The sequence below is a fragment of the Corynebacterium jeikeium genome (genome assembly GCF_028609885.1).
Taxonomy (GTDB): domain Bacteria; phylum Actinomycetota; class Actinomycetes; order Mycobacteriales; family Mycobacteriaceae; genus Corynebacterium; species Corynebacterium jeikeium.
The window spans coordinates 788,788-815,197 of the sequence record NZ_CP063195.1 but is presented as its reverse complement, the minus strand read 5'-3'; the positions used below and the strand labels follow the sequence as shown (position 1 = coordinate 815,197).

At 61.7% G+C, this 26,410-nt stretch carries 25 protein-coding genes, 1 tRNA gene and 1 other RNA gene; 9 read left to right on the top strand and 18 right to left on the bottom strand.

Annotated features, from left to right (window positions below):
- The first annotated feature begins 50 nt into the window (after positions 1-50).
- Positions 51-911, top strand: a complete 861-nt coding sequence (gene panB, locus CJEIK_RS03585; protein ID WP_005296150.1) for a 3-methyl-2-oxobutanoate hydroxymethyltransferase — start codon at positions 51-53, stop codon at positions 909-911.
- Positions 912-1,195: 284 nt separating this feature from the next.
- On the opposite strand, the gene CJEIK_RS03580 is transcribed toward panB, so the two are convergent.
- The 9 genes from CJEIK_RS03580 to CJEIK_RS03540 form a co-directional block, all read right to left on the bottom strand.
- Positions 1,196-1,888: a hypothetical protein gene (locus tag CJEIK_RS03580; protein WP_005296153.1), complete on the bottom strand. Its 693-nt coding sequence runs from the start codon at positions 1,886-1,888 to the stop codon at positions 1,196-1,198.
- Positions 1,889-1,986: 98 nt separating this feature from the next.
- On the bottom strand, positions 1,987-2,364 hold the full coding sequence (locus tag CJEIK_RS03575; protein ID WP_005296154.1) for a DUF202 domain-containing protein: 378 nt from the start codon (positions 2,362-2,364) through the stop codon (positions 1,987-1,989).
- On the bottom strand, positions 2,365-2,814 hold the full coding sequence (locus CJEIK_RS03570) for a YidH family protein (protein ID WP_005296157.1): 450 nt from the start codon (positions 2,812-2,814) through the stop codon (positions 2,365-2,367).
- On the bottom strand, positions 2,804-2,992 hold the full coding sequence (locus CJEIK_RS03565) for an SPOR domain-containing protein (RefSeq protein WP_005296160.1): 189 nt from the start codon (positions 2,990-2,992) through the stop codon (positions 2,804-2,806). Before CJEIK_RS03565 ends, CJEIK_RS03570 begins: the two co-directional genes overlap by 11 nt.
- Positions 2,993-3,030: 38 nt before the next feature.
- The gene (locus tag CJEIK_RS03560) at positions 3,031-4,470 is read right to left on the bottom strand and encodes an RNB domain-containing ribonuclease (protein WP_005296163.1); all 1,440 of its coding nucleotides are present in this window, start codon (positions 4,468-4,470) and stop codon (positions 3,031-3,033) included.
- 122 nt (positions 4,471-4,592) lie between these two features.
- Positions 4,593-5,057, bottom strand: an RNA gene (rnpB, locus tag CJEIK_RS03555) — RNase P RNA component class A.
- A 13-nt stretch (positions 5,058-5,070) separates the two neighbouring features.
- The gene (locus CJEIK_RS03550; RefSeq protein WP_005296165.1) at positions 5,071-6,384 is read right to left on the bottom strand and encodes a bifunctional RNase H/acid phosphatase; all 1,314 of its coding nucleotides are present in this window, start codon (positions 6,382-6,384) and stop codon (positions 5,071-5,073) included.
- A 48-nt stretch (positions 6,385-6,432) separates the two neighbouring features.
- On the bottom strand, positions 6,433-7,179 hold the full coding sequence (locus CJEIK_RS03545; protein WP_005296168.1) for a zinc ribbon domain-containing protein: 747 nt from the start codon (positions 7,177-7,179) through the stop codon (positions 6,433-6,435).
- A gap of 13 nt (positions 7,180-7,192) precedes the next feature.
- Entirely contained in the window at positions 7,193-8,386 is a 1,194-nt protein-coding gene (locus CJEIK_RS03540) for a Nif3-like dinuclear metal center hexameric protein (RefSeq protein WP_005296170.1), read from the bottom strand.
- A gap of 74 nt (positions 8,387-8,460) precedes the next feature.
- On the opposite strand from CJEIK_RS03540, the gene CJEIK_RS03535 reads away from it, so the two are divergent.
- Together CJEIK_RS03535 and CJEIK_RS03530 are read left to right on the top strand one after the other, a co-directional pair.
- A complete protein-coding gene (locus CJEIK_RS03535; protein ID WP_034965215.1) occupies positions 8,461-9,177 on the top strand; it encodes an HAD hydrolase-like protein in 717 nt (238 codons plus the stop codon).
- Positions 9,178-9,208: 31 nt separating this feature from the next.
- A complete protein-coding gene (locus CJEIK_RS03530; protein WP_034965217.1) occupies positions 9,209-9,745 on the top strand; it encodes a low molecular weight protein-tyrosine-phosphatase in 537 nt (178 codons plus the stop codon).
- A 582-nt stretch (positions 9,746-10,327) separates the two neighbouring features.
- Here the strand turns inward: CJEIK_RS03530 and CJEIK_RS03525 are convergent.
- The 3 genes from CJEIK_RS03525 to CJEIK_RS03515 form a co-directional block, all read right to left on the bottom strand.
- Complete coding sequence (locus tag CJEIK_RS03525; RefSeq protein WP_005296177.1) at positions 10,328-11,569, bottom strand: SURF1 family cytochrome oxidase biogenesis protein; 1,242 nt, start codon at positions 11,567-11,569, stop codon at positions 10,328-10,330.
- Between the two features lie 90 nt (positions 11,570-11,659).
- Positions 11,660-11,735 (bottom strand) — tRNA-Val (locus CJEIK_RS03520).
- 155 nt (positions 11,736-11,890) lie between these two features.
- The gene (locus CJEIK_RS03515) at positions 11,891-12,385 is read right to left on the bottom strand and encodes a DUF3052 domain-containing protein (RefSeq protein ID WP_034965220.1); all 495 of its coding nucleotides are present in this window, start codon (positions 12,383-12,385) and stop codon (positions 11,891-11,893) included.
- A gap of 248 nt (positions 12,386-12,633) precedes the next feature.
- Between CJEIK_RS03515 and aceE the strand changes: the two genes are divergently transcribed.
- Entirely contained in the window at positions 12,634-15,390 is a 2,757-nt protein-coding gene (gene aceE, locus CJEIK_RS03510; RefSeq protein WP_005296181.1) for a pyruvate dehydrogenase (acetyl-transferring), homodimeric type, read from the top strand.
- On the opposite strand, the gene CJEIK_RS03505 is transcribed toward aceE, so the two are convergent.
- Positions 15,387-16,373 (bottom strand): alpha/beta fold hydrolase, encoded by a 987-nt coding sequence (locus CJEIK_RS03505; protein WP_005296184.1) that lies wholly within the window; start codon positions 16,371-16,373, stop codon positions 15,387-15,389. The two genes, aceE and CJEIK_RS03505, sit on opposite strands and share 4 nt — an antisense overlap.
- Positions 16,374-16,514: 141 nt before the next feature.
- On the opposite strand from CJEIK_RS03505, the gene CJEIK_RS03500 reads away from it, so the two are divergent.
- Both CJEIK_RS03500 and CJEIK_RS03495 read left to right on the top strand, forming a co-directional pair.
- Entirely contained in the window at positions 16,515-16,856 is a 342-nt protein-coding gene (locus CJEIK_RS03500) for an acyl carrier protein (protein WP_005296186.1), read from the top strand.
- Positions 16,853-17,698, top strand: a complete 846-nt coding sequence (locus tag CJEIK_RS03495) for a serine hydrolase domain-containing protein (RefSeq protein ID WP_005296187.1) — start codon at positions 16,853-16,855, stop codon at positions 17,696-17,698. The genes CJEIK_RS03500 and CJEIK_RS03495 overlap by 4 nt, the downstream gene beginning before the upstream one ends.
- A 52-nt stretch (positions 17,699-17,750) precedes the next feature.
- Here the strand turns inward: CJEIK_RS03495 and CJEIK_RS03490 are convergent, their stop codons facing one another.
- The 4 genes from CJEIK_RS03490 to CJEIK_RS03475 are packed head-to-tail and all read right to left on the bottom strand — an operon-like array spanning position 17,751 to position 21,036.
- Positions 17,751-18,689 (bottom strand): amino acid ABC transporter permease, encoded by a 939-nt coding sequence (locus CJEIK_RS03490; RefSeq protein WP_011273283.1) that lies wholly within the window; start codon positions 18,687-18,689, stop codon positions 17,751-17,753.
- Positions 18,689-19,375 carry an amino acid ABC transporter permease gene (locus tag CJEIK_RS03485; protein WP_005296192.1) on the bottom strand — a complete coding sequence of 229 codons (687 nt, stop codon included), beginning with the start codon at positions 19,373-19,375 and terminating at the stop codon, positions 18,689-18,691. The genes CJEIK_RS03490 and CJEIK_RS03485 overlap by 1 nt, the downstream gene beginning before the upstream one ends.
- 16 nt (positions 19,376-19,391) lie before the next feature.
- Positions 19,392-20,288, bottom strand: a complete 897-nt coding sequence (locus CJEIK_RS03480) for a glutamate ABC transporter substrate-binding protein (protein WP_005296194.1) — start codon at positions 20,286-20,288, stop codon at positions 19,392-19,394.
- Positions 20,289-20,307: 19 nt separating this feature from the next.
- Positions 20,308-21,036 (bottom strand): amino acid ABC transporter ATP-binding protein, encoded by a 729-nt coding sequence (locus tag CJEIK_RS03475; RefSeq protein ID WP_005296196.1) that lies wholly within the window; start codon positions 21,034-21,036, stop codon positions 20,308-20,310.
- Between the two features lie 231 nt (positions 21,037-21,267).
- Here CJEIK_RS03475 and CJEIK_RS03470 point away from each other — a divergent pair, with 231 nt between their 5' ends.
- Both CJEIK_RS03470 and CJEIK_RS03465 read left to right on the top strand, forming a co-directional pair.
- On the top strand, positions 21,268-21,945 hold the full coding sequence (locus tag CJEIK_RS03470) for a nitroreductase (protein ID WP_077536246.1): 678 nt from the start codon (positions 21,268-21,270) through the stop codon (positions 21,943-21,945).
- Positions 21,946-22,200: 255 nt separating this feature from the next.
- Positions 22,201-23,607, top strand: a complete 1,407-nt coding sequence (locus tag CJEIK_RS03465) for a CRISPR-associated endonuclease Cas3'' (protein WP_115597284.1) — start codon at positions 22,201-22,203, stop codon at positions 23,605-23,607.
- A gap of 16 nt (positions 23,608-23,623) precedes the next feature.
- Here the strand turns inward: CJEIK_RS03465 and CJEIK_RS03460 are convergent.
- Positions 23,624-24,816, bottom strand: a protein-coding gene (locus tag CJEIK_RS03460) for an IS3 family transposase (RefSeq protein WP_370510474.1) whose coding sequence is annotated in 2 segments (ribosomal slippage) — positions 23,624-24,534 and positions 24,534-24,816 — 1,194 coding nt in all. Because the reading frame shifts where the segments join, the coding sequence is not laid out codon by codon here.
- 46 nt (positions 24,817-24,862) lie between these two features.
- On the opposite strand from CJEIK_RS03460, the gene cas3 reads away from it, so the two are divergent.
- The gene (gene cas3, locus CJEIK_RS03455) at positions 24,863-26,359 is read left to right on the top strand and encodes a CRISPR-associated helicase Cas3' (protein WP_172544882.1); all 1,497 of its coding nucleotides are present in this window, start codon (positions 24,863-24,865) and stop codon (positions 26,357-26,359) included.
- The last annotated feature ends 51 nt before the right edge of the window (positions 26,360-26,410 follow it).

Here is a 26,410-nt window from a genome sequence, read left to right as displayed (position 1 = left end):
GTTTGCACTAGTCGGCGGTTCAGCGATTGGGGCTAAGGGCGTCAGCTAGAATGAACAGCATGACTGCAACATCTGGAACATCCGGCTCCACCCCCACCGGCTACCTGGTCCCCACCAAGAAGGTGCGTATCGCTGACTTGAAGGCGCGCAAGGGCACGGGCGAGCCGTTCGCGATGCTGACCGCCTACGACTACTCCACCGCCGTCGCGTTCGCCGAGGCGGGCGTGGAGATCATGTTGGTCGGCGATTCTGCCGCGAATGTGGTGTTTGGTTACGACGCCACCCAGCGCATCAGCATGGACGAGATGGTCTATCTGACAGCCGCCGTCGTCCGCGGTGCTGGCAATGCCGCCGTGGTCGCTGACTTGCCCTTCGGCACCTATGAGGCTTCGGATGAGCAGGCCGTGAAGGCCGCCACCGAGATGCTGCATCGCACGGGCGCGCATGCGGTGAAGATCGAAGGCGGGGTGCGGATTGCGGATCGCATTCGCGCTATTACTGACGCCGGTATCTCCGTCTGTGCACACATCGGCTTTACTCCGCAGTCCGTCAACCAGCTGGGCGGTTTCAAGGTGCAGGGCCGCGGCGCTGGCGCAGAGCAGCTGCTGGCCGATGCCCGCGCCGTGCAGGAAGCCGGTGCCGACATGGTGGTTCTGGAAATGGTGCCCGCAGACGTGGCGGCTTCGGTGACTAAGGAGCTGGACATCCCGACGATTGGCATTGGCGCAGGTCCGGACTGCGATGGGCAGGTTCTGGTGTGGCACGACATGGCTGCGTTCCCAGCCGGCGGGCACCGTCCGCGCTTCGCTAAGCAGTGGGCTTCGGTGGGTTCGGACCTGACAGCCGCCGCTGCTGCCTACAAGCGAGAGGTTGCTGAAGGCGGATTCCCGACGCAGGAGCACTGCTTCTAACCTGGCTGGACTGGGCTGGCACCCCTTCCCAAAACGCTAAATGTCGTTAAAGTGGGAATTCGTCTTCCCGAAAAAATTTTTCCAGAAATTAAAACTGCCGTGACCTGCAGTTTTACAGTAATCGCAATCGTTGCCAATAACGTTTTATCACTTTAACGACATTTAGCGCGCCAGCCACCGCCGGTCACCACGCCCACGCCAGCCGCTGCTCGCCACCGCCGGTCACTACGCCTACGCCAGCCCATGCCCCACCGCCAGCCACCGCCAGCCACCGCCAGCCACCACTAGCTTCGCCCAGAAATATATACCTTAAGCCGAACCGGCATGCCGCCGCCAGGTGAGTTTTCTAAATCCATCCCTATACTTTCTCGAATGTATTCTGGCCTCTCCCCAAAATGAAAATGGGGATTTAAACTAAACTCTTTCCCTCCCTTAACAGCATGAACACCGGAATCCAGATAGCCGCCGCAGAGGATTGACTTCTCATGTTTGTCATCCCCCTGATCCCTACATCCCACAAGGTCATACTGCATTAACTCTGGGGCACTGGACAAAGCGTCTAAAACTTCTCGATGGTACTTCTCCAAAAATGTCTTCTTGGTGTGATCCATTCTCACAGTGTTCATTGGGGAATCTTCCGTCACCATGGGAACCGCCCTCCCATTCCCATATTTATCCAGCGTGTAGATTCTGGAGGATATTCCACCCGGGAACAGCACTAATTTGAAGGACAACGGAACAGAAATCACGTATATCGCAAAGGACAGAGCAAAGAAAACTACCCACATACGGGTTTGTCTGCCGGGGTTCTTTTTTCTCCAAATCGATCTGGAAATCAAAATTATGATTGCCGCCCAGGCCATAATGCTGGACAGAACAGTAAAGAGAATCAACCCGTGAAAGATGAGATCTAAGACATTAGCCCCCGGGGCAACATCAGAGACGTCAAAAGTCCGATAGAAAACATCTACGTCCACCAGCTTTCCCCCTCTATTCTCACTGCACACAGCGGCACACCTTAAACGGTGTGCTTTATTACCACTTAGGACAGTACAACAATGCTGGGCGGTTGGGGCTAGATGGCGTCCAGAATAACGAAGATGGCGGCGACCACGCCGCAGATCAGGACCGCCGCAGTCACCGCCACGACCGATCCGACGTTGGCGGTGAGACGTTCGGCGCGCAGGCCGGCACTGAAGCGCAGGTAGCGGCGCCTTTGGGGCAGCAAAATCAGCGCCGCGAGCAGCACCAACACTCCTGCGGCGGGCAGGACGATCACACCGTAGCGGCCGATCCATCGGAACAGCATCGCGCTGACGACCAGCAGCGCCAACAAGGTGCGCTGCCACGACAAGCTGGTGCGTTCCGGCTGAAGCCCCTGGTCAGAATGCGGCCGCTCGGGCACCTCCCGCGCTGCCCCACGTGCCTCCCGCGCAGCCTGTGAGCGCGTCACTTACAGCTCCATCCCAAAGTCGCCGAAGATCACAAACCCCAGCACCACCGCGCAAGCCACCACGGCCACGCCCGCCAAGAAGGGCACGATCGCGGGCACAGGCAGAGCCTTCCCGGTCCGCATCGCACGCTCCACGCGCAGCCACCGCACCGCCGCCCCCAGGCCGATCAGCATGCCAACGACCAGCACCAACACAGCTGCGGCACTCCACAGATGCTCGGGCACATTCGGCGAGCGGAACGCCTCCAGCGCCACCCCACCGGCCAGAAACGCCAGGCTGGTGCGGATCCACGCCAGGAAGGTACGCTCGTTCGCCAGTGTGAAGCGCGGGTCCGGCTCCGTCCCCTCCGGCAGCAGGGTGCGCGCCAGCCACGAACGCTCTGTCTCGTCGCCTAGGCGACCGTCCGCGCCGCTCCCGCCGCCCGCGCTCCCGGAGCCCTTAGTCGTCATCTTCCGCGTCGTACTCCTCGGCCTCCTTAGTGCGCTGCTGCGCGGTCGCGATGGCAGCCTCGGCCTCCGCGCGCGAGTCGTAGGGCCCCATACGGCTATCCCACGCGCTGTCCTTGCCCTGGCTCACCTGGCCGGTCTTCGTGTCGTAGTACCACTTCTGCGCATCATTTTCGCTCATAAGGTCATGTGTACCACACGCACCGGACAACCCCCGTCCTAATCGGCAGGCCAGGCGAAGCGTACCTTCCGCGCTGCGGGCTCGGCTTCGATCAGGGTTACTTTAACTGTTGACGCCTCGTCTGGGCCGCCCACACAAGTCGTCAAGATGGGCGGCTCCTCGACCAGGATTTTCGCCTTATCACCGCCGTCGCTATTGAGCACCGTCGCGTTGAAGTTCTGGCCAACCCACGGTTGCAGGACGACCGCCTCGGTGAGATTCAGGCAGGCGCGGTCGACGGCGCTGGCCGTCTGGCCGCTGGATTTCATGGTGCTGAGAACCTGGTCAACGTTGGCGGTCACCCACTCCGGGATGGGCTGCTCACTGGCGATCGCCAGGCAGATTTCCGTGGCGAAGCGGTCCACCAGTCGGCGCAGGGGTGCAGTAACGTGCGCGTAGTGGCCGCCGATGCCGGCGTGGATGCTGGGCTCTGAGTCGCCAGCCTCAGCACTCCCGCCAGCCAGTCCGAACTGCTGATACCCCGCCCCGCGCAGAAGGCTTTGCGCGTCGCGCATGAGTGCCATGCCACGCGGCGTGGAGGCGTCAATATCAGCGAGCAATTCCCCGATCGGGCGGCCGGAGCGATCGAACCCCAAGGCATGCGCGGAGTGGTCGAAGGCGGCGATTTCCTTGTCCCCAGCGGGCGGCAGGGTGCGCAGGATGCCCACGCCCGCGCGCACCATCATCTCGCCGGCGCACATGCCCGCCAGTAGTGACAGCTCGGAGTTGAAGTCGTTCATCTCCTGGCGCTCGTCGATGCCCAGCACGTAACGCTCGGCGCCATCGTCATCCTGGGTGCGCTCCACGGAGATCGAGGGCAAACGCAGGTTGACGGCCTTGCGCCGCAGGTCAGAGCGCTGGCGCGCACGGCCAACCTCCGGCAACTGCGCGATGGCGGGGTGCAGCGTGCCGCCGTGCATGTCCGCCTCCACCTCGGTGTAGTCGAAGCGCTTCACGGAGCGGATCAGCGCGCGGTACACGGTGAAATCCACGACCTCGCCGTCGGCGCGCAGCAGAATATCCCACACCACGGCGGGGCGAGTCTGGTCCGGCAGTAGCGAGGCACTGCCCTCGGATAGTTCTGCTGGGTGCAGGCGGGTCGGCTCGTCCGGCAGGTACATCGTCTGGCCGCGCTGCAGGGATTCCGCCATCAGCGGCCCCGCCGGATCCACGAAGGCCGCCACGTCCGCGATGGCGTACAGCACGCGCCACCGGGCGTCGCCATCCGGCGCGCCCTGAATGTTCACCGCCTGGTCCAGGTCCATCGAACCTGCCGGGTCGATGGTCACAAAAGGAATGTCCCGCAGGTCGCGGCGGTGGTCGGCGTGCTGATCGGTGGCCTGCAGCGCCTCGGCGTGGACGTCTTCCGGGAAGCGTTCCGGCAGTTGGAATTCTTCGGCGATGGCGCGGAAGTTCAGCTCGGCGGCGAAAAGTTTCATGACTCCAAGAGTGGCACAACCGCCCCGCCCCGGCCACGCACCCAGCCAAGTGCCCCGGCCACGCAGGAAACCCACGCCCAGCCGAGTAACCAACCGAGCGCCCCCAACCCCGAAAAATTTTTGCGCCGAGACGGCCTATGAGCCGGATTCTGTCCTATCCCCTGCCGACTCCGCTGCACCGCGTGGGCACGCGAAGTAGGCGTGGGACGAGGCGATCATCCATCTGAGCCCACCATTGCTGGTGGCTTCAAGCGGCCTACCTGCTCATTGTTGGGCGGGCAGCCCTAGAGCTACGCCGCACGCTTGTGCACCATCTGGGATGGCGCGCGTGCGGGCACCTTGACCTTGCTCCCGGTGGGGTTTACCTAGCCACCCCAGTCACCTGGGGTGCTGGTGCGCTCTTACCGCACCTTTTCACCCTTACCCGCGCGTGGCGGGCGGTTTGTTTTCTGTGGCACTGTTCCCGCGGGTCGCCCCGGGTTGCTGTTAGCAACCACCGTTGCCCTGTGGAGTCCGGACTTTCCTCCGCGCCCGGCCTGCCCCGTGTACAGGGTGGTTCCGTGCGCCGCGATCGCCCGGCCGTCTCGACAAGGGTTAACTCTAGCGCACGGTTTCTCCATCGAGGAAGTGCGTATCGTTGACCCTTCGCACCACGGCGCTGTCCTTGTTGCTGCCCTTATTCTTGACGCCCACTTCTCCCCCGGAACCATTCGAGCCATCCGGGAAGATCTCGATGACGCTCAAGCCTGCCAGGTCCAGGTGCAGCGTGCGGTATAGTGCGCCGCTTGCACAAAGGGCGTGGCGCAGGATGGATTTGATGGGCGTGACGTGGCTGACCAGCACGACGTCCTCGCCGGGGTGGTTGCGGGCCACGTCGCGGAGGAAGGGGCGCACGCGCGCGAGCACGTCGTCGGGGCTCTCGCCTCCGCTGGGGGCGGCGGCACTGTCCCAGAAGCAGGCGTCATGCTCGAGGGGGAATTCATCCATGACCTCGGCGAAGGTGCGGCCTTCCCAGTCTCCGAAGTTCATTTCGATCAGGGCCTCGGTCACGTGGACGCGGGGCTTGGCGGCGCCGGAAACGCCGACGCCCGCGGGCGCCGCAGTCAGCGCCTCGGCGACAGCCTCCGCGGTCTGGCGGGTGCGTTTCAGCGGAGAGCTGTAGATCGCCACCGGGCCAGCGCTGCCACCCGCGCCGCCTGCCAGCTGTCCGGCCACGTAGGCCGCGGCCCGTCGAGCCTGCTCATGCCCGTGGGAGGTCAGCTCCGGGTCGGAGAGCCCGGAGAACTGCTTCTTCACGCTCATCTCCGTCTGCCCGTGCCGCAGCACCCACAGGCGGGTCGGCTTCCCGCCGGGGTGCCATTCCGGCGCGCTCGCGGCATCGGTCACGGCCTCCGCGCCCGAAGTCCCTGCAGGTGCCGGCGCGGCATCCCCGTCGGCTTCGGCTGAGTCGGCGGCGGGTTGGAACGAGAGGGCGTCATCAAACCAGCGCCCCCCAATCCCATCATCCATGGCGCGATTGGCCAGCTCGTCAGCGCGTTTGTTCTGCGCGCGCGGCACCCAGTTGTAGGTGACGGCGGCGAGGGTCGCCTCAAGTTCCTTCACCCGCGCGGCCAGGGGCTTCATGTCGGGGTGCTTGATCTTCCAGCGGCCGCTCATCTGCTCGACGACGAGCTTGGAATCCATGCGCACCTGGATCTCCAGATCCCCGGCCGCGACCCCACGCATTTTCGCGACCTCGATGGCCAACTCCAGAGCGTTGATGAGCCCCTGGTACTCCGCCACATTGTTCGTGGCCTTGGCGATGAACTCCCAGCGTGCGGCTACTTCCTGGTCACCCTCCAGGACCGAACTTCCGCAACCGGCGATGCCCGGGTTACCGCGGGATCCTCCGTCGCATTCCACGTCTAAGCGCATCACTCATCACCCTCGTCTTGGCCCTCGTCTTGTCGTCTTGAGGTCACTCTATCGCAGCAGCAGGACATTACATTCAGGGCATCGCGGCACTTCCCCGCTGCCGTCTGCTGCCAACTTGTCGATCTCCTTCAGGGACAGCGGATCCAGCTCCATGAAGCACGCCTGACACGTCCGCCCCTTCAGCGGCGCAGCTCCCACCCCGTGCTCGGAGAGCTGCTGATCGTAGGCCTGCAGCAGCTCCGCGTTCGTGTCTTCCAACGCCGTCCGCCGCTGGGTCAGCCGTGCCTTGATGGCGGAAATATCGGCCTCCAGGGCGTTGGTCGCGCGGTCTAACTCGGTCTGCGCGGCGGCGATGTCCTCGTCGATCTGCGCATGTGTCTGGTCGTCGGCCTCGTCGGCGGCGGAGTCCGCGCCACTGAACATGGACTGCACCTTCACGGAGCGATCCAGCCGACCCTCCAGGTCCTGCAGTCGCTCGCGAGTACTGCGCAGGTCGTGTTTCAGGTCGCGCCGCCGCTCGGGGTCGGTCTGCGAGTTCAGCCCCGCAATATTCGCCCGTTCGCGTTCCTTGAGTTTCGCCACATCCTGGCGCAGGCGCATCAGGGTCGCTTTGTCGCTTCTGACCTGCACATTGTTCAGCACCTGCTGGCGGCGATCTTCGCGCTTTTGAGCCTGCAGCTCCTCCAGTTTCGCCTGCTCCGGCAGGGAATCCAGCCGCGCCTGCACGATGCTCAGCTCCTCCTGGTCGCGGGCTAAGTCTGCCAGGTTCTTTTGATCGTCGGTCGTCCAGCGCATCGCAGTTGCCCTCCTATTTTTCGTGCACGGTCCACGGGTCGGTGCGCACGTCGATCACTGTGGTCTGTGCCTTCGTTGCCTTCTTAATGACGCCTTCCGCCTGGAAACACCACGGAAACTCGCTGGCCCAGTGGGCGGTATCGATGACCGGGCATCCGCCCATGCGCAGGTGCTCATCCACCGGGTGGTGGCGCAAGTCGGAGGTAACGAAGCAGTCCACGTCCATTTTTGCGACCTGGCCGAGGAAGCTGTCGCCGGCACCGCTGGCGACGGCGACGGTGCGGATCATGGCATCGGGGTCTCCGGCTGCGCGCACGCCCCATTCGGTGGCGGGCAGGCGCTCGGCCACGCGGGTGGTGAATTCCCGCAGGGTCATTGGAGTATCCAGCTCGCCGACGCGGCCGATGCCCAGCTGCTGGTCGGCGGGCGTGGGCAGGGAGGTTTCCACACAGTCGTAGGCCGGCTCCTCATAAGGATGGGCCTTGATGAGAGCCGCGCGGATCGCTTCCCGCTTCGCGGCGGGGGCTACGAACTCGATGCGAACCTCCTCGACCGTCTCTACCTCCCCGACAGCGCCGAGATGCGGATTCGCACCCTCCGTGGGCAGGAACTGGCCGGTGACGGAGAACTCGAAGCAGGCCTGCTCATAGTCGCCCTGCGCGCCACCGCCTGCGGAGAAGATGGCAGATTTCACCGTGGGGGCGTCATTAACAGGAACGGTGAAGCCCCACTTGTCGGTGCCGGAAGGAATCGGCCGCAGAGGTGCGCCCGGGGTGATGCCGAGGAGCTCGGCCAGGCGGTCGTTGACGCCGGGGCGGGCGGAATCGGCGTTTGTGTGCGCGGCGAATAGGGCGATGCCGTTGCGGATCAGCTTGTGGACGATGCGGCCCTTCGGGGAGTTGGCGGGCACGCCGGTGACGCCACGGAGCAGCAGCGGGTGGTGAACCACGAGCATCTGCGCGCCCTGGGCGATGGCGGCATCCACGACAGCATCGGTGCAGTCCAGGGCGAAGGCGACCTTGTCGGCGGGCTCGGCGGGGTCGCCGCAAATCAGGCCGACCGCATCCCAGGATTCCGCGAGGTGGGGCGGGTAGGCGGCCTCCAGGGCGGCGACAACGTCGGCGACGGTGGTTTGGTTCGCGTCCTGGTTCGCGGCGGATGCGGGGCTCGCTGGGTTCGCGGCGGGGTTGGTAGTTGGCTCGGGCACGGATTCTCCTGGGGTACTGCTATGTGCTGCTTGCATGCTCCACCCAGCCTAGCCAGATCTGACACACTGGAGGAGTGCGAGATTTACCTATTCTGCTTGTAGACGTAGACGGAACGCTGATGGATAGCTACCCCGGCATCCGCGCCAGCTTTGTAAACGCCCTGGAGGCACACGGGGTGCCGGTGCCTCCCGAGGAGCGTGTGCGCGAAATCCCTGGCCCGCCGATGTTGGAAACCCTGCGGGACATTGGCCTGGAAGGCGAGCTGCTGCAGAAGGTCTTCGACACGTACCTCTCGGACCAGGAAAACGGACGCTGGAAGGAAGCCACCCCGTTCCCCGGCATGCGCGAGCTGCTGGAGAAGTGGTCCAGCGAGGGCATTATCCTGTCCACGGCGACGTCGAAGTCCGAGGTGTCGGCGGAGCGGATCCTGCGCGAACACGACATGCTGAAGTACTTCGCGGTACTCGGCGCAGCACAGGAGGATGGCACCCGCCGGTCAAAGGCTGCCGTGATTGAGTACGCGCTCGAGCAGCTAAAAGAGGCTCCCGAGGTGCGGGAATTCCTGGCTCATATGAGCGCCGAGGAAGGCCTGCAGGCCCTCGACCCGACGAAGATGCTGCTGATCGGCGACCGCATCCACGACGTGGAGGGTGCCGCGCAGTCCGGCATCCCCACGGTGCTGGTCGGCTGGGGCTACGGTTCCGCAGAAGAGCACGCCAAGGCCGCCTACAGCGTGGACACACTGGAGGAGCTGGACGCGCTGGTGCAGCGCTGGGCCAACGAAGGCTAGCCGGGCTGCTCAACGAACTGAAAGGAACTCAATGCACATCACTGTCGTATGCACGGGCAACATCTGCCGCTCCCCGATGGGCGAGGTGATTCTGCGCGCCGGCCTCGAGGAAGCCGGCATCGCCACCAGCCACTCCCCGGCCGCTGATGCTGACGGCGCCGACGCTGCCGCTGGATCCTCCGCTTCCGCCGACGCGCCCGTGACCCTGAATTCCTGCGGACTCGGCGGCTGGCACATCGGCGACGGTGCTGATGGTCGGGCGGTGGACGAGTTGGCGTCAATGGGTTACGACGGCACGGCGCACCGCGCGGCACAGCTCGGACCTGAGCATTTGGGCGCCGACCTTTTCCTGGCCATGGACGACGGGCATGTGCGCGGGTTGCGCAACGCGGGTGTTGCCCCGGAGCGCATTCGCTTGTTCCGTAGCTTTGACGCCAACTCCCCCGCCGGTGCCGAAGTCGCCGACCCTTACTACGGCCACCGCTCGGACTTTACCGAGGTCGGACAGCAGATTGAGGCCGCCGTGCCGGGGATCGTGGAGTACGTGCGGGAGCAGCTGGGGCGATAGTCCTGCGGACGCGGGCGCCGGGATAGCTGGGGCCGGAGGCCTTTCCGCCGCTTACTGCTCGGCAGAGTTGCAGAACAGCGTCCGCGCAGACCTCAAAACGCCACCGCTGGCACCTAAATGTCGGAAAAGTTGCACAACGTCATTGCAGGCAATTTTCACTAACACATACCTGCAGGTCAGAGCATTTTGTTTGCGCGCCGACCGATTGCTGATTTTCCGTTCTGCAACTTTTCCGACATTTAGCCCTTCCCGCCCCACCGATTGCCGCCGGGGTCGGGCATTCTCAACCACTCCAGGTGGCCAAATGTCTCCGGGGCGGGCATATTCAGCCACGTTAGATGGGCAAATGTCGCTAGAACGAGAAAACGTTGATGCCAACTATTTTCATCTACACAAACCCGCAGGTCAGAGAGTTTTGAAAAATCTTGGTGCTCCGTCGGCGTTGACGTATTCCCGATCTAACGACATTCGCGGACGGCAGCCCTCGCACATTCCCGATCTAACGACATTCCTCAGTCCGGGAGACAAACATTCCGCGGGCCGACCCAACATTCCTGGGCCCGGGCCGGCGACCTGTAGGGACTAGAAGCGCTCCCGGCCGCGCTTTTCCGCGCGGCGCTCCTCGAAACGGGAGCGGGTGCCTCCATAGCGGTCGGTGAGATCAGAACGCTTCCGAGACTTCGGCTTCTCGGCGCCACTAGGCTCCGACTTTTTAGAGTCGGCCGGCTTGGGTTTAGCAGCAACGTCGCCTGCCCCACCGCCAGCGCCGCCAGCACCCTCAGCACCGCCAGCACCCGCACCGGCTCCACTGCCAGCCGCATCCCCAGCACCAGCGCCGTCAACACCAGCATCTCCACCACCGGCACCATCGGTGATCTGGGCATTCAGGCGGGCGACTTCGGCGCTCTCCTCGCGCTCACGCCGACGCTCGCGCATCTCCGCATACACAAACCAACCCAAGCCCACCGGCGCCAGGATGCCGAACGCAATCCACTGAATTCCGTAGGACAAGTTCGTGCCACCATCCAAGTGCGGCAACGGCAGCGCCTGCAGATCCGGCGCATCGCCGTCTTCTCCACTGTCGGTACCACCGCTGACACCAGCATCATCGCCATCATCTCCGCTGTCGGCACCACCGTCAGCACCGGCATTTGCCTCAGCATCTCCATCGCCAGCATCGCCACCGGCCATGCCGTTCAGGCGGTCGACGCTCTCCGAATCCAGCTGCACATAATCCGCCGCCAGCTCCTCGTCCGTCACCTCGGAAATCTGCTTCGTCGACATGCCCGTGACCTGCGTGTATCCCTGAGATTCCGTCGGCTTCGCATCCGGCACAGCCTCGCTCATGCGGATAAACCCGGTCACCTTCACGTGATCTCCCGGCGCCCGCTTCAACTTAGGCGCGGCCCCATCCCCCTCCACGGCAACCCACCCGCGATGCACCAAAACGGTCTGTCCGCCGTCGAGACGAAAGGGCGTCAATGCTTGATAAGAATGAGCCGATTCCACCGGGCGGTTGCGCAGCAGCACCTCTTTGTCCGGCAGGAACTGGCCCTGTAGTGCGACTCTGGTCCATTCTTTTTCGACGCCCACTGAGCCCCCATCGCCCGGGATCACATCGGTGATTGGTGCGGGATCGGTTTGCAGGGATTGTTCGAGGCGCTGGTTGAAGGCGTTTTTATCCTTGTTCTTCCCCAGCTGCCAGGGGGCTAGGAAGCTGAATGCGGCGTAGGTGAAGGCGAGGACCAGGATGGCGGTGATGACCCATCCGGGTGTGAGGAAGTTTCGCCAGCCGCTGCGCTTCGAGGATGCCATGTGCTCCATTATTGCCCCGAGCAGCGGGGCGGCCAAATAGGCGGAGCCGAGAACGAAAATAGCCCCGCGGCCGAAGGGGCCACGAGGCGGTAAAAATTTTGGTGCGCCCTGACGGGTTCGAACCGCCGACCTGCTGGGTGTAAACCAGCTGCTCTTCCAGCTGAGCTAAAGGCGCGAGCTGTTTCTAAGAAAGAAACTGTGCTTCGTTTGAAGCGATAATGACTCTAGCACGCCCACCCACGAAATAACGAAACCGCAGGTGGCGCCCGGTACAGACAGCATCACACGCCTTTTTCAGCGCGATGTCTGAGCTGCCCGGCACCTACAGGGCTAGCGCTTGGTGCCGGAGGAAACCAGGCAGGCGCCCTGCCAGTCGCGCAGGCGCTCCGACTTGGTCTGCACCAGGCCTGCCAGCTGGGCGGACTCGGCGATCACGCCTGGCTCCACACGTCCGGCATCCAGCTTCGCGGGGGTCATCAGCCAGATGCGGCCGTCCTCTCCCAGGCTGCGGGTCGCATCGACCAGACCGTCTACCAGATCGCCGTCCTCGTCACGCCACCACAGGAGTACGACATCAACCACTTCGTCAGTGTCGATATCCAACAGGGCATCGCCGATAGCGTCTTCCAGGGCTTCGCTGATGCTGTTATCGCAGTCTTCGTCCCAACCGATCTCCTGGATCAAGCTGTCGGATTCGATGTTGAGCAGATCCGCCCAACCGTGTCCATTCTGCGACTGCGCGCGCTGTGCATCCTTCGCGCCATTGCCTTGTGCACCGCCAGCGGAGCCTGCAGGGCTCGAAGCCGAACCGGGGGCCATTGCCACTGTTATTTCGTACCTTTCTAAGAAAACCAGCCCGTCGGCTAACCGCCAGCGCATAGTGGCCGTATCACAACCGCTACACGTCCCTGCAGTTATCGCAGCTGGTGTGGTTAAAAAACTTCATTTTTGAACCTAACATAGTCGGGCTTCCAACGGAGGTTTTCTAACGCGACTTTGACGTACTGTGGAAGCCACAAGGGGCCTAAAAACAAGGGCGCCCCACAACCCGCGGATCTTAGGAGGACGAACCAATGTCCACTTCGGCAGAAGAAAACAACAGCGCATACGATGCCAGCAATTTTGCTTTGATCCGAGACGGAGTGGCCTCTTACCTGGCCGATTCCGACCCGGAGGAAACCCAGGAGTGGATGGATTCCCTCGACGGGCTGCTGGAATCCGCAGGCCCGGATCGCGGCCGCTACCTGATGCTGCGCCTACTGGAGCGCGCCACCGCCAAGCGCGTCCCCCTACCTCCCCTGCTTTCCACTGACTACGTCAACACCATCCCCACCACCCAGGAACCCGACTTCCCGGGTGACGAGGAGATTGAGAAGCGCTACCGCCGCTGGATCCGTTGGAACGCGGCCATCATGGTTCACCGCGCCCAGCGCCCGGGTATCGGGGTGGGCGGTCACATCTCCACCTACGCCTCCGCGGCCCCGCTCTACGAGGTCGGCCTTAACCACTTCTTCCGGGGCAAGGACCACCCGGGCGGCGGCGACCAGATCTTCTTCCAAGGCCACGCCTCCCCCGGCATGTACGCCCGCGCTTTCTTGGAAGGCCGCCTAAGCGAGGAAGACCTGGATGCCTTCCGCCAAGAGGCCTCTAAGCCTGGCAACGGCCTGCCCTCCTACCCGCACCCGCATGGCATGCCGGAGTTCTGGGAGTTTCCGACCGTCTCCATGGGTCTGGGCCCCATGGATGCCATCTACCAGGCCCGCTTCAACCGCTACCTGCACGACCGTGGCATCAAGGACACGTCCCAGCAGCACGTCTGGGCATTCCTCGGCGATGGTGAGATGGACGAGCCGGAATCCCGCGGCCTGATCCAAACTGCCGCGATCAACAACCTGGATAACCTGACCTTCGTCATCAACTGCAACCTGCAGCGACTGGACGGCCCAGTGCGCGGTAACACGAAGATCATCCAGGAGCTGGAGAGCTTCTTCCGCGGCGCCGGTTGGAACGTCATCAAGGTCGTCTGGGGCCGCGAGTGGGATCAGCTCTTCGCCCGCGACGAAGAGGGTGCTCTGGTCGAGGCTATGAACACCACCCCAGACGGAGACTTCCAGACCTTCAAGGCCAACGACGGCGCCTACGTCCGCGAGTACTTCTTCAACAAGGATCCGCGCACGGCCAAGCTGGTCGAGGACATGACCGACGAGGAGATCTGGCACCTGCGCCGCGGCGGCCACGACTATCGCAAGATCTACGCCGCCTACAAGCGTGCAATGGAGACCAAGGACCAGCCCACCGTCATCCTGGCGCACACCATTAAGGGCTACGGACTGGGCCACAACTTCGAGGGCCGCAACGCAACTCACCAGATGAAGAAGCTCGCGCTGGAGGATCTGAAGATCCTGCGCGACAAGCAGGACATTCCGTTCTCCGACGAGGAGCTGGAGAAGGACCCGTACCTGCCGCCGTACTTCCACCCCGGCGAGGACGCGGAAGAGATCCAGTACATGCTGAACCGCCGCAAGGAACTCGGCGGCTTCCTGCCGGAGCGCCGGGAGAAGTTCACGCCGCTGAAGATGCCCGATCTTTCCATCGCGAAGCTCGCCCGCAAGGGCTCCGGCAAGCAGGAGGTCGCCACCACGATGGCGCTGGTCCGCGTCTTCAAGGACCTTATGCGCGACGACGAGCTGAAGAAGCGCATCGTGCCGATCGTGCCGGATGAGGCGCGTACTTTCGGCATGGATTCCTGGTTCCCGACGCTGAAGATCTACAACCCGCACGGCCAGAACTACACGCCGGTGGATCACGACCTGATGCTCTCCTACCGCGAGGCCACAGACGGACACATTTTGCACGAGGGCATCTCGGAGGCCGGCTCAATGGCTTCCTTCATCGCCGCTGGCACCAGCTACGCCACCCACGGCGAAGTTATGATCCCGCTGTACATCTTCTACTCGATGTTCGGCTTCCAGCGCGTCGGCGACGAAATCTGGGCGGCGGCAGACCAGATGTCTCGCGGATTCCTGATCGGAGCCACCGCGGGCCGTACCACGCTGACAGGCGAGGGCTTGCAGCATATGGACGGCAACTCCCCTGTGTTGGCGTCCACAAACCCTGCAGTGGTGACCTACGATCCGGCGTTCGGCTACGAGATCGCCCACATCGTGCACCGTGGCATCGAGCGCATGTACGGCGAGAACAGCAACGATGGCCGCGGCGAGGACGTGATCTACTACCTCACCGCATACAACGAGCCGATCCACCAGCCGGCGGAGCCAGAGAACCTCGACGTGGAGGGGCTGCACAAGGGTATTTACCTTTATGACGCCGCCTCGGGCTCAGCGGAGTTGCAGGCCAATATTCTGGCCTCTGGCGTGGCCATGACGGCAGCTCTGAAGGCAAAGGAGCTGCTGAAGGAGTTCGACGTAGACGCAAACGTGTTCTCGGTGACCAGCTGGAACGAGCTGGCCCGCGATGGCCAGGCCGTGGAGCTGGAGCAGCTGCGCGACCCGGCTGCGGAACCCCGCACGGCGTTTATCACCCAGCAGCTCGAGGCTGCAGAGGGTCCGTTCGTGGCGGTGAGCGACTACGCCACCACTGTGGCCGAGCAGGTGCGCAAGTGGGTGCCGGGCGAGTACGTGGTGCTGGGTGCCGATGGCTTTGGCTTTGCGGATACTCGCCAGGCAGCGCGCCGGTACTTCAACGTGGACGCGGAGTCCATCGTGGTGGGCGTGCTACTGGGACTGGCGCGCGAGGGCAAGATCGAGCGCTCCGTGGCTGCGGAGGCCGCCAAGCGGTTCCAGATCGACGACCCGACTGCAACCAACTAGCCCAGCAGGTTCAGCAGCGCCCGGGTGACGTCCTCCGGGCGCTCGACAGGCAGCATGTGCCCGGATTCCGGGTACTCGTGGAAATCGGCACGGGGCCAGAGCTCATGGATGCGTCTGCTCTGGCTGGGCGGGGTGACGTCATCCATAGCGCCGACCAGGATCTCGCCGGGAATGTCCGCCAATAGCTCGGCGGCGGCAAGCTCGTCGTGCTCGGTCAGGTCGTCCAGGTATCCCAGCAGCGTGCGCATGGACGTCCCGGCGATCTCGTTGGCGTGGAAGGTCAGGACGTCAAAGTTATCGGATTCCCCTTCGTCCAGCGAGCCGTGGTAGATGAAGGCCGCGATGACTGGCTTGATGGCCCACTCCACCAGCGACTTCGTCCATTCCAGGTGACTGGGGCTCTTGGAGCCCAGCCAGCGGGTCGCCCGCACCAGGTGAGAATGCAGAATCTGGGACACTCCCGCAGAGGCGAAGGTATCGATCGCGCCGTTGATCAGCGCGATGCCGCTAACCCGCTGCAGGTCGGCCTCATCCAGGTATCGCAGACCGCCAAGGACGGTCATAGCGCCCATCGAGTGGCCCGCCAGGATCAGCCTGCCCGTCGGCGCGAGCTCGCGGATGGTCGCCGCCAGATCGATGGCGGTGCGTTCAATGTCCAGCCCCGGAGCATCCTCGCTGGCGCCGTGGCCGCGCAAATCCGGCAGCAGGATGCGCAAGTTCGGCTGCTCACGCAGTGCAGCCAATTGGAAGAACCAGGAGGCCGCCGTCAGGTTGAAGCCGTGCACGAGGATCAGGGTTGTAGGGGCGGACGAGGGGGCGTCCTCAAAAGAAAAAGAGTAAGAACGCACCTCGTAGACGGCGACCTTAGTGCCGTCGTCCATGGTCAGGCGATGGATCCAGCGTGCGCGCGGCAAGCCCGGTACGGCGGGAGGGTCGCGCAACACGATGCTGGCGAGGTTGCGGACGGCGGTGACGGGACGCATAGGAATGACCTTCGCAAGATTGTTAGGATGAGTGTACAAACGGCCGCGCGATGCGGGAGTGCGCTGGAGCTTTAGCCGCAAGGCTTTTAGCTTAGCGCCCCGCGTGCGGGCGAATATGGAGTGGCAGGAGAAGGAACGATCATGGCTGAACAAAACAACCAGCTGGCTGCGGCGCTGTCGAAGAAGCTGAAGAAGGACGGCGCCGACAAGAGCGGTACGAGCAAGGCTGGCAAGGACGGCTCGGCGGGCGCAGACGAGAAGGACAAGCGCAGCATCGTGCTGGATGTCGTGGAAGATGCGACGGGCATCGAGCGCGAGGAGCTAGAGGGCTCCAAGCGCCTAGGCGACGACCTGAACATCGACTCGCTGTCCCTAATGGACATCGCCGTGCGCCTGGAGGAAGAGTTCGGCGTGGAGGTCCCGGACGAGGACATCAACCGAGTGAAGACCATCGACGAGCTGGTTGGCCTGGTGGATAAGTGAGCAGCGAGGTAGAGGACGTACTCGCCGAGCTGCAGGACTGGCCCGTCGACAACGTGGCCGCTGCGGCGCTGTGGGGTGGCGAAACCGCAACTTTCGGCGACACGTCCGCGCAGTTCCCCCTGGCCAGCGTGAGCAAGCTGATCACCGCCTATGCCACGCTGCTGGCCGTCGAGGAGGGCGCCTTCGAGCTCGACCAGCAGGTCCCCGCCGAGTTGCTGCCCGAGTTCGACGACCTGCCGACCGTCCGCGAGCTGCTGGCCCACACCAGTGGCATTAGTTTCCGCGACCGCACTCCGGAGAAGCCGCGCGGTACCCGCCGGATCTACTCTTCGGCGGGCTACGAGGTGCTGGCGGACTTCATCGCCGCGGAGGCCGACATGCCTTTCGCGGATTACGTGGCCGAGGGCGTGTGCGCGCCTCTGGGCATCGAGGTGAAGGTCGAGGGCAGCGCGGGGCATGGTTTTTCTGCCTCGGTCGATGCCCTTGCGGTGTTGTGTTCTGAATTTTTGACGCCCACAGTCATCGCCCCCTCCACCCTCAACGATGCGCTGGAGCCCCAGTGGCCGGAGCTGTCCGGGGTGGTACCGGGCTATGGAATGCAGAAGCCCTGCCCGTGGGGCTTGGGCTTTGAGCTGCACGGTGAGAAGTCGCCGCACTGGTTGGGCGAGGGAATGCCTGAATCGGTGGCGGGGCACTTCGGCCAGTCGGGGACGTTCCTGTGGATCGACCGGAGTGGGGGCAATAAAAAAGCCGCCGTCGTCCTCACGGATGAGAACTTCGGCGACTGGGCCAAGCAGCGCTGGGATGGCTTCAACCAGCGCCTATGGGAGGCGCTGGGCTAGCTCCCCCCCCTGCCCCGCCCTGGCAGCGCTGGGCCAGCCCGGCGCGACGCGGCTACTCGAAGGTGGTGCGGAGGTCCTCGTGGCCCTCTGCGCGCCAGTCAACGTAGGCGTTGTCCTTGGTGTCGATTCCCTGCTCCCTCTGGTGCGGAACCTTGGCCACGATGTTGCGGCGGGCACGGCCGGATCGCAGCTGGATCTCGATGCGCTCAGCCAACTTCGCCAGGATCATGTTGATCACGATCATGATCACTGCGATCAACAGCAGGGCCGGGATCATCGCGCCGTAGTACTCGCCCAGCTGACGGCCAGAACGAACCACTTCCACGAAACCGATCATGTAACCCAGAGCGGAATCCTTCAGGGCAATGACCATCTGGGAGATGATCGCCGGCAGCATGGCGGCGACGGCCTGCGGCAGCAGGATCAGATTGATGGACTGGCGGTGGCTCAGGCCCAGTGCAATCGCTGCTTCACGCTGGCCGCGCGGCAGCGACTGGATGCCGGAGCGCAGGGTCTCTGCGATCACGGAGCCGTTGTACATCGTCAGGCCGAAGACCACTGCGGAAAAGCCCAGCCAGCTGGAAGGCACCAGCTGCAGCAGGGAAAACACCGCGTAGGCGAACAGCATCAGAACCAGCACCGGGATGGAGCGGAAGAACTCCACGATGATGCCGCAGATCCAGCGCACGGGTGCGGAGGGAGACAGTCGGCCCACGCCGAGAAGCGCGCCGATGGCCATCGCCAAGACGATGGAGACCACAGCCGCGCCGATCGTGGAGATCAGGCCCGGGATGATGTAGGTCGTCCATGTGCTGCCCTCCAGGAAGAAGGACCACTTTGCAGATTCGAACTGGCCCTTTTCGTTGAGCTTCATCGCTACCAGGACGAGGATCACAGCGACCACTACGACGGTGATCGCCGTGAGGATCGAGTTGAGCCTGCGCCCCTTCGGGCCTGGGGCGTCATAAAGAACTGTTGCACGTGTAGTCATTAGCGCTTCACCGCCCATCGCTTACCTGCCCAGCCGAAGAACAATCCGGTAGGCAGCGTCAAAATGATAAATCCGATTGCGATTACGCCGAAGATCACCAGAATGTCGCTGGCGTAGTCCTCCGTCAGGGTCTTCATCAGCAAGGAAGCCTCAGCCACACCGATCACCGAGGCGATGGTGGTGTTCTTCGTCAGCGCGATCAGGGTGTTACCCAGCGGCACGATCGCGCCGCGCAGGGCCTGCGGGAAGATCACGTGCCGGAAGTTCTGGCCGAAGCTAAGCCCCAAGGAGCGGGCGGCCTCGGCCTGGCCGAAGGGCACCGTGTTGATGCCGGAGCGCAGGGATTCCGCCACGAAGCAGGATGTATAGGCCACGAAGGCCAGGACTGCCAGGCGGAAGTTCTGCTTTTCGATGAAGGAATCGTTCTCCACCGCCAGCAGCAAGCCCAGGTTGTAGTACAGGCCCATGGAGGCCAGCAGAATGATCAACGTCAGCGGGGTGTTACGAACAATGTTGATGTACCACGCGGACAGGTTACGCAGGATGCCCACGGGGCTCACGCGCATGGCGGTCAGGATAATGCCGAAGATCAGCGATCCGACCGCGGAGAAGAACGTCAACTTGACGGTCACCCAAAATGCTGGGAGCAGTTCGGGCTTCATCTCGGACCATAGTTCGGGGTTCATAGTGCGTTCCTCCTTTCTACTTCTCGTCGACGAACGACAGGTCGCCGATCTTTGGCTTTTCGCCGATATCCACGTTGTCGCCCAGGTTCTTGGCGACGATCTTTTGGAACTCGCCGGAATCGTGCATTTCGTTCAGCGCTTCGTTGACCTCGGCTTTGGCTTTGTCGTCGCCCTTGGGCAGGCCAATGCCGTAGTTTTCGTTGGTCCAGAAGCTGCCGTCGTCGTTCTTTAGCTGAATGACGCTGTAGTCTTCGTCGAATCGCTCCTTGTAGCGCTGCGCGAAGCCAGCCAAAATGGTCGCGTCGGTGGTGGTTGCATCCACCACGCCTTGCTTCAGGCCTTCCGCGCACGCGGCGTAGGTGTCGAACTCCTGCAGCTGCACTTCTGGCAGCGCGTCCTTCACCTTCTGTGCCGGGGTGGAGCCGGACACGGAGCACAGGCGGGTGCCTGGCGCGATGTCGTTCAGGCCGTTGATGCCGGAATCCTCGCGAACCAGCAGCGCCTGGTGGGTGACCACGTACGGGCCTGCGAAGTCCACGGCCTTCAGGCGGCCTTTGTTGATGGAGTACGTGGCGGTGATCATGTTGACCTCACCGTTGTTGATGAGGGTCTCGCGCTGCGCGGAGGGGGTTTCGCGCCATTCGATTTCTGGTGTGGCCCAGCCGTGCTTCTTCGCGATGTATTCCACCACGTAGCGGGATACGTCGGTGTCCAGGCCGGCGAACTGCTTGTCCGGGGTGCGCTCGCCCAGGTTCGGTTGGTCGTACTTGGTGCCCATCACGACGTGGCCGGATTCGATATCCGCCAGCAGGTCGCGGGCACCGCCAGAGCCGCACGCGGTCAGCGCCACCACACTTGCGGTGGCAACCACTGCAGCGGTGAGGCGCTTGAGTGCGCTTTTGAAGGTAGACATGTGTAACTCGCTTCCCGAACTAGTGGTTCACGATCTTCGCCAGGAAGTCCTTGGCGCGATCGGATTGCGGGTTCGTGAAGAAGGTCTCCGGGTCGGCGTCCTCAACAATGGCGCCATCGGCCATGAACAGGATTCGATCCGCGACGCGGCGAGCAAAGCTCATCTCGTGGGTGACAACCACCATGGTCATGCCGCCCTTGGCGAGGTCGGTCATGACATCCAGGACCTCGTTGATCATCTCGGGGTCGAGGGCGGAGGTCGGCTCGTCGAAGAGCATCACCTTCGGGTCCATGGCCAGCGCGCGGGCGATGGCTACGCGCTGTTGCTGGCCACCGGATAGCTGTGCCGGGTACTTGTCGGCCTGGGCGGCGATGCCCACGCGGTCCAGCAGCTTCTCGGCGGTCTTGCGTGCCTCTTCCTTGCTGACCTTGCGGACCTTGGTGGGTGCCAGCGTGACGTTATCGCGAATGGTCATGTGGCTGAACAGGTTGAACTGCTGGAACACCATGCCAACCTCTGCGCGGAGCTTGGCCAGGTCTTTGCCTTCTTCCGGCAGCAGTTCACCGTCGATGCGGATTTCGCCATCGTCGATGGTCTCTAGGCGGTTAATGGTGCGGCACAGCGTGGATTTGCCGGATCCGGAGGGTCCAAGGATCACGACAACCTGGCCTGCTGATACTTCGAGGTTGATGTCCCGAAGAGCGTGGTACTCGCCGAAGTGCTTGTTCACTCCCTTGAGTTCAATCATTGGTTTGGAAACAGTGGGTTCAGACATGTTCCAAATAATAAGTAACGGAGGTCACTTTTATGAAATGAAAGCAAGATGACTCACTGCTGCTGCTTGTTGTTGTCTTATTGACGGCTTATTGACGCCCTTAGGTTGAACTCGTTAAAGGCGATAATTGACCATCCACGTGATCGCTTGAAGCAGGCATCGGTGACCGGTGTTGAGGACAGAAAAGAGCGTACGGTGGCGAGCATGAATTTTTCTGATTTTATACGCAACCGCCACTCCCCTCGCGCGTTCCTGCCGGACGAGATCCCGGCAGAGGACATCAAGGAGATTCTGCTGGACGCCCAGTCCGCGCCCTCGAACTCCAACACGCAGCCGTGGAACGTCCACGTGATCGGTGGCCAAAAGTTGAGGGACTTGAGTGCCGCACTGATCGAGGAGTTCGATACCAACGGACTTAACCCCGACTTCACTGTGGATTACGGCGAGGGCGTACACCCGCAGCGTTCTAAGGAGCTGGCGGCGAAGATGTACGGGCTGCTGGGCATTGCCCGCGAGGATAAGGAGGCGCGTACCGAGTTCGTCCGCGAGAACCTGCGATTCTTCGGCGCCCCGTACTCGGCGCTGATGTTCATCCCGCCAATCGGTGACCGTATTCGGGCGGCGTTCGACCAGGGGACGTACGCGGAGAACTTCCTGCTCTCCCTTACTGCACACGGCTACCACGGGGTGCCCCAGGGCATGATCTCCCTGCTGGCGCCGACGGTGCGCGAGTTCCTGGGCGTGGATGAGGAGTACAAGCTGGTGACTGCACTGACGTTCGGCCGTGCCGATGAATCCAGCCCGGTGTACAAGACCGCCCCGGGCCGCGTTGCGCTATCCGAGACGGTAACGGTGCACGGGATTGAGGGGCTGGGGCTGTAGACGCTGAGCACTGACATCTAAGAAATCCCCGCTGGCGCGGGGAGCATGTGATCCCATGTTCTGAACCGTGCAAAGCCAACGGCTCATCCCAGCTGGCGCTGGGAGACATGGGCATCACTAGCTCCCCACCCTACAAAACTGCAGACTCCACCCAGCTCACGGCGCGCTTTATTTTAATCCGAACTTGGCATTGCAAGGTAACGGCATCCTTGCTAACTTTGTTGGTAGAACACAACACTACGAAAGCCAACGGACATGACAGACCCCCACAGCGCACCACTGTTCGATTTAGATTCCTGGAACGACTTAGTCGACAGCTTCTCCCCCACAGCCAGCGCATTCCTAGCTAAATCGGGAGACGAGCATGGACCAATGTCCCTCGTTCAGCACATGGTCGATTCCGGCGCGGTCGCAACCCATCTTTGGGATACCTGGTTTTCCCCACAGACCAAGGACTTCCTCAGCCGCAGCACACGGCTCTCCCCTGAACACATCCGTTCACTCGCCGTTTTCCTCGTAGCTGCCCATGATGTGGGGAAGATATCCGGCCCGTTCTTACGTAAACTTCGCTCCCCCGAAACAAACGCGCCTTTGCTCTACCCACTCGAAAACGCTGGCATTCCTATCCCGGATCTTACTCCCGATGAAGATGTCGCCAACCTCGCCCACCCGCTCTATTCTCGGGAACTGCTGAAGCGCTGGCTAAAGACACATGGACTCAAAGCTCCCGTTGCTTTGTCACTCACCCAAACGGTGGAAGCTCACCATGGTTGGCTCACCGCGGCTGGCCGGAAGGCAGTCACCACTTTCGTCAATAGCTACCCTCCCGAGTGGCAAAGCGCCGTCGATGAGATCCTGGATACTCTCGCCTCTACCGCTCACGTCCAACCTGCCCTTGACGCTTTAGAAGGGAAGCCACCAACAACAGCCATTCAAATCATCACCGGATTCACGGTGATGTGCGACTGGCTGGCCTCCAACACGGATTTCTTCCCTCTTCGCTTTAGCGGTTCCCAAGCCGATCGCATCAAGCTGGGAATGGCAAAAGCTAAGTTCGATCTCCACACCGAGTTCAAACACTTCAGCGAAGACCCCACTCAGATTGCCGAGAACTATCGCGTGAGCTTTGCTTGGCCAGAAAGCGCCACCCCACGCCCCGTGCAATTCGCAGTTGCAGAACTACTGAACTCTAATTCTCCCGGCCCGACTCTACTCATAATCGAGGCTCCAACCGGAGAAGGAAAAACTGAAGGAGCCCTCCAGGCGGCTCTACTTTTCGCCCAGCACAATCACGCCAGCGGCGCGATTCTGGCGGCACCCACAATGGCAACGGCAAACGGCCTTTTCAAACGCTTTTCTTGCTGGGTGGAGAACATCACTGAAAATTCTGCCGTGTCGTCTCTCTACCTAGCTCACAGCAAGAACCGCCTCAATAAGGATTACCGCAAGCTCCGCTACAGCGACATCGGCGAGGATTGTGCTGACCACGGGACTGTCATCGCTACCGACTGGCTATCCGGCCGCAAGAACGGCCTACTGTCTAACTTCGTGGTCGGAACCATCGACCAGGTTCTCATGATGGCGCTTCAAATTCGACACTCCATGCTGCGCCACCTGGCGCTGGCTGGGAAAGTGGTGATGGGCCTGACCCCCGGAAAGTAGACACGTCGGGGGTTAGCTATGCTGCTTGGGTCAGTGTAGCTGATGTGAGTGCTTCGAAGTCATTGGGGGCTAGAAGGTTGCACCAGGAGTGCCGTCTGCGGGTGTTGTAGCGCATGCACCATCGAAAGACTTCCTGCCGGCAGATAATGGGATTATCAAAGACTTTCCGATCACGTAGCACTTCACGTTTTAAGGTGGCGTTAAATGATTCTGCCAGGGCATTATCGGCACTAGTTCCCACCGCGCCCATGGATTGGCGTACACCAAGTTGGGCGCAGTGGTCCCTAAACGCCTGTGAGGTGTACACACTTCCATGATCAGAATGGAAAATAGCCCCGTCAAGGCTTCCGCGGACTGTGCTGGCATGGGACAAAGCCTCGATGACCAGTGAGACACGCATGTGGTCTGCGAGTGCATAACCTGCAAGTCTTCGTGAATAGGTGTCAATGACCGTGGCCAGGTACATGTTCTTACCGCCCTTACACGGCAGGTAGGTGATGTCGCCTACATAAACACGGTTCGGCTCGTCAGCGGTGAATGTACGGCCTACTAAATCTGGCATGACACGGTGACCAGGCTTGCGCCGGGTGGTGATGCATCGACGCCGTTTGCTAAAGCCTTTTAGCCCCATGGATTTCATGATGCGCGCAACCTTCTTATGGTTGATCGGGCCGAAGTCCGTATCGTCGTTGAGGCTTGCAGCGATGCGTTTAGCACCATAAAGCCCGTTCTCATCATCAAAGATGGCCTTGATTCTTGCACCAATAAGGGCATCGGAACATATCTTTAACCTGCGATTTTCGTGGGTGTTGACCCATTTATAAAACGAGGAGCGATTGAGCTTTAACACATGGCACATCCGCTTGACCGAGTACTCGGTTCGGTGGTCATAGACAAACTGGAAGCGGATCACCAGCGTGTCTCTTCGGCAAAATATTTCGCGGCCTTGCGCAGAATATCGCGTTCTTCGCGCAGCTTCGCGTTCTCTTTTTCTAGCTGGCGGATTCGCTCGGAATCAGTCGTCTCCTTGGCGTTGTCGCGCATGGCCTTCGTGCGGGCACGTTTGCCGGTGCCGTATTGCTGAAGCCAGGAGAAAAGCGAGGAACGATTGACTCCAAGCTCTGCTGAAGCCGCGTGAAGTGAAAGGTCCTCATTGTTTTCATAGAGGGCCACAGCATCACGTTTGAACTGTTCGGAATACCTAGGCATGGTGGTAGATTACCTTTCTTCCCAACCCAACCGGGCTGGATATCAGGTGTCTACCAAACAGGGGTCAGGTCCGATCTTCGACGAGGTTCACGCCTACTCGACCTATACCAACGAATATCTCGCCGAAACCTTGCGGTGGCTCGCCGCATATGGCGTTCCCGTAATCCTCCTGTCCGCCACCTTGCCGACCAGCCGCAAAAAGGAGCTCGTTACTGCCTACGGTGGCCAGATGCATAAGAATGACCTCGCCCTAGCCGGTGAAGGTTATCCACTTCTCACTCTTGTGACTGAAGAAGGCGTCAGTGAACAAGCCGTCACTCCACGTCCGGACGACATGCACGCCAAAGTAGAAATCATCGATGATTCCGTTGAGGAACTAACGCGACTCGTCACCGAGCTCTGTTCCGACGGCGGCGTGGTTCTTGTCATTTGCAACACCATCAAGCGTGCACAAGAGGCTTTCACGGCTCTGGACTCGGTATTTCCCGATGAGGTTCGCCTCCACCACTCCGCATTCACCGGACTCGATCGCGCTCGTCACGAGGAAGACCTCCTCAACGAGCTGGGGCCGGCGTCACAAAGAAAACAAGGGCGCCCTCCCCTGCGCATCGTATGCGGTACACAGACCCTGGAGCAGAGCCTTGATATCGACGCTGACGCACTGATCACCGACATCGCACCAATGGATCTGATTATTCAGCGGGCTGGGCGCTTGCACCGTCACCAGAGGCCAGACAGCGATAGACCGGAGAAACTGCGTGATGCGCGCATTTACATTCGCGGTGTCGAGGAAACGACCCCAGTTCCCATATGGGATACCGGCACAGAATACATCTACGACGATGCGTTGCTGCTCACGACTTACCAACTGCTTTCTACAGAGGTGGTGGAGACGGGATTCCGACGCCCCTCCGATGTTCCGCAACTAGTTCAAAGAGCGTACGACCTCGACGCGGATCATAACTTTCCGGAAGCGTGGGCAGCTCGATGGGAGGAATCCAAAACAAGTAGTCGAGGTAAGGACGACTCCGATAAGTCACGATCGAAGGTCTTCCGGATACCAAGCCCCGATGAAACGGGCAAACGGTTGGATTCACTCTTTGAGATGCTCGTTCACGATCGCTCAGAGGAGGAGATCAAGGCCACGGCCTCCGTCCGCGATGCCGATAACAGCATCGAGATCATTCCGATCGTCGATGATGAATACGGCTATCGCCCTCTCCCCGGACTGAACAACGACCAACCGGAGTGTGTAGTGGAAGACACGACAATCCCTAACTTCGATACAGCCTTTCAGCTTGCTGCTTCCACTGTTCGTCTACCCACGATGTTCACACGCTCCGACAAGGTGTGGGATCGCACAGTCGATGCTTTGGAAGACCAAACACCAGAAGGATGGAAGGACCACTACCTCCTCCGGGGACAAGTAGCGCTACGCCTAGACCAGAACCTTGGGGCCACCTTGGCGGACGTGAAGATTAACTATTCAGAACTCCTCGGCCTGCGAACCGAGGGGTTCCCTGGATCGCGGAATGGCGCATGAAATGTTTGATTCACAAGTAGCTTTAGGGGCAAATGAAAAGCTGTTTCGGCC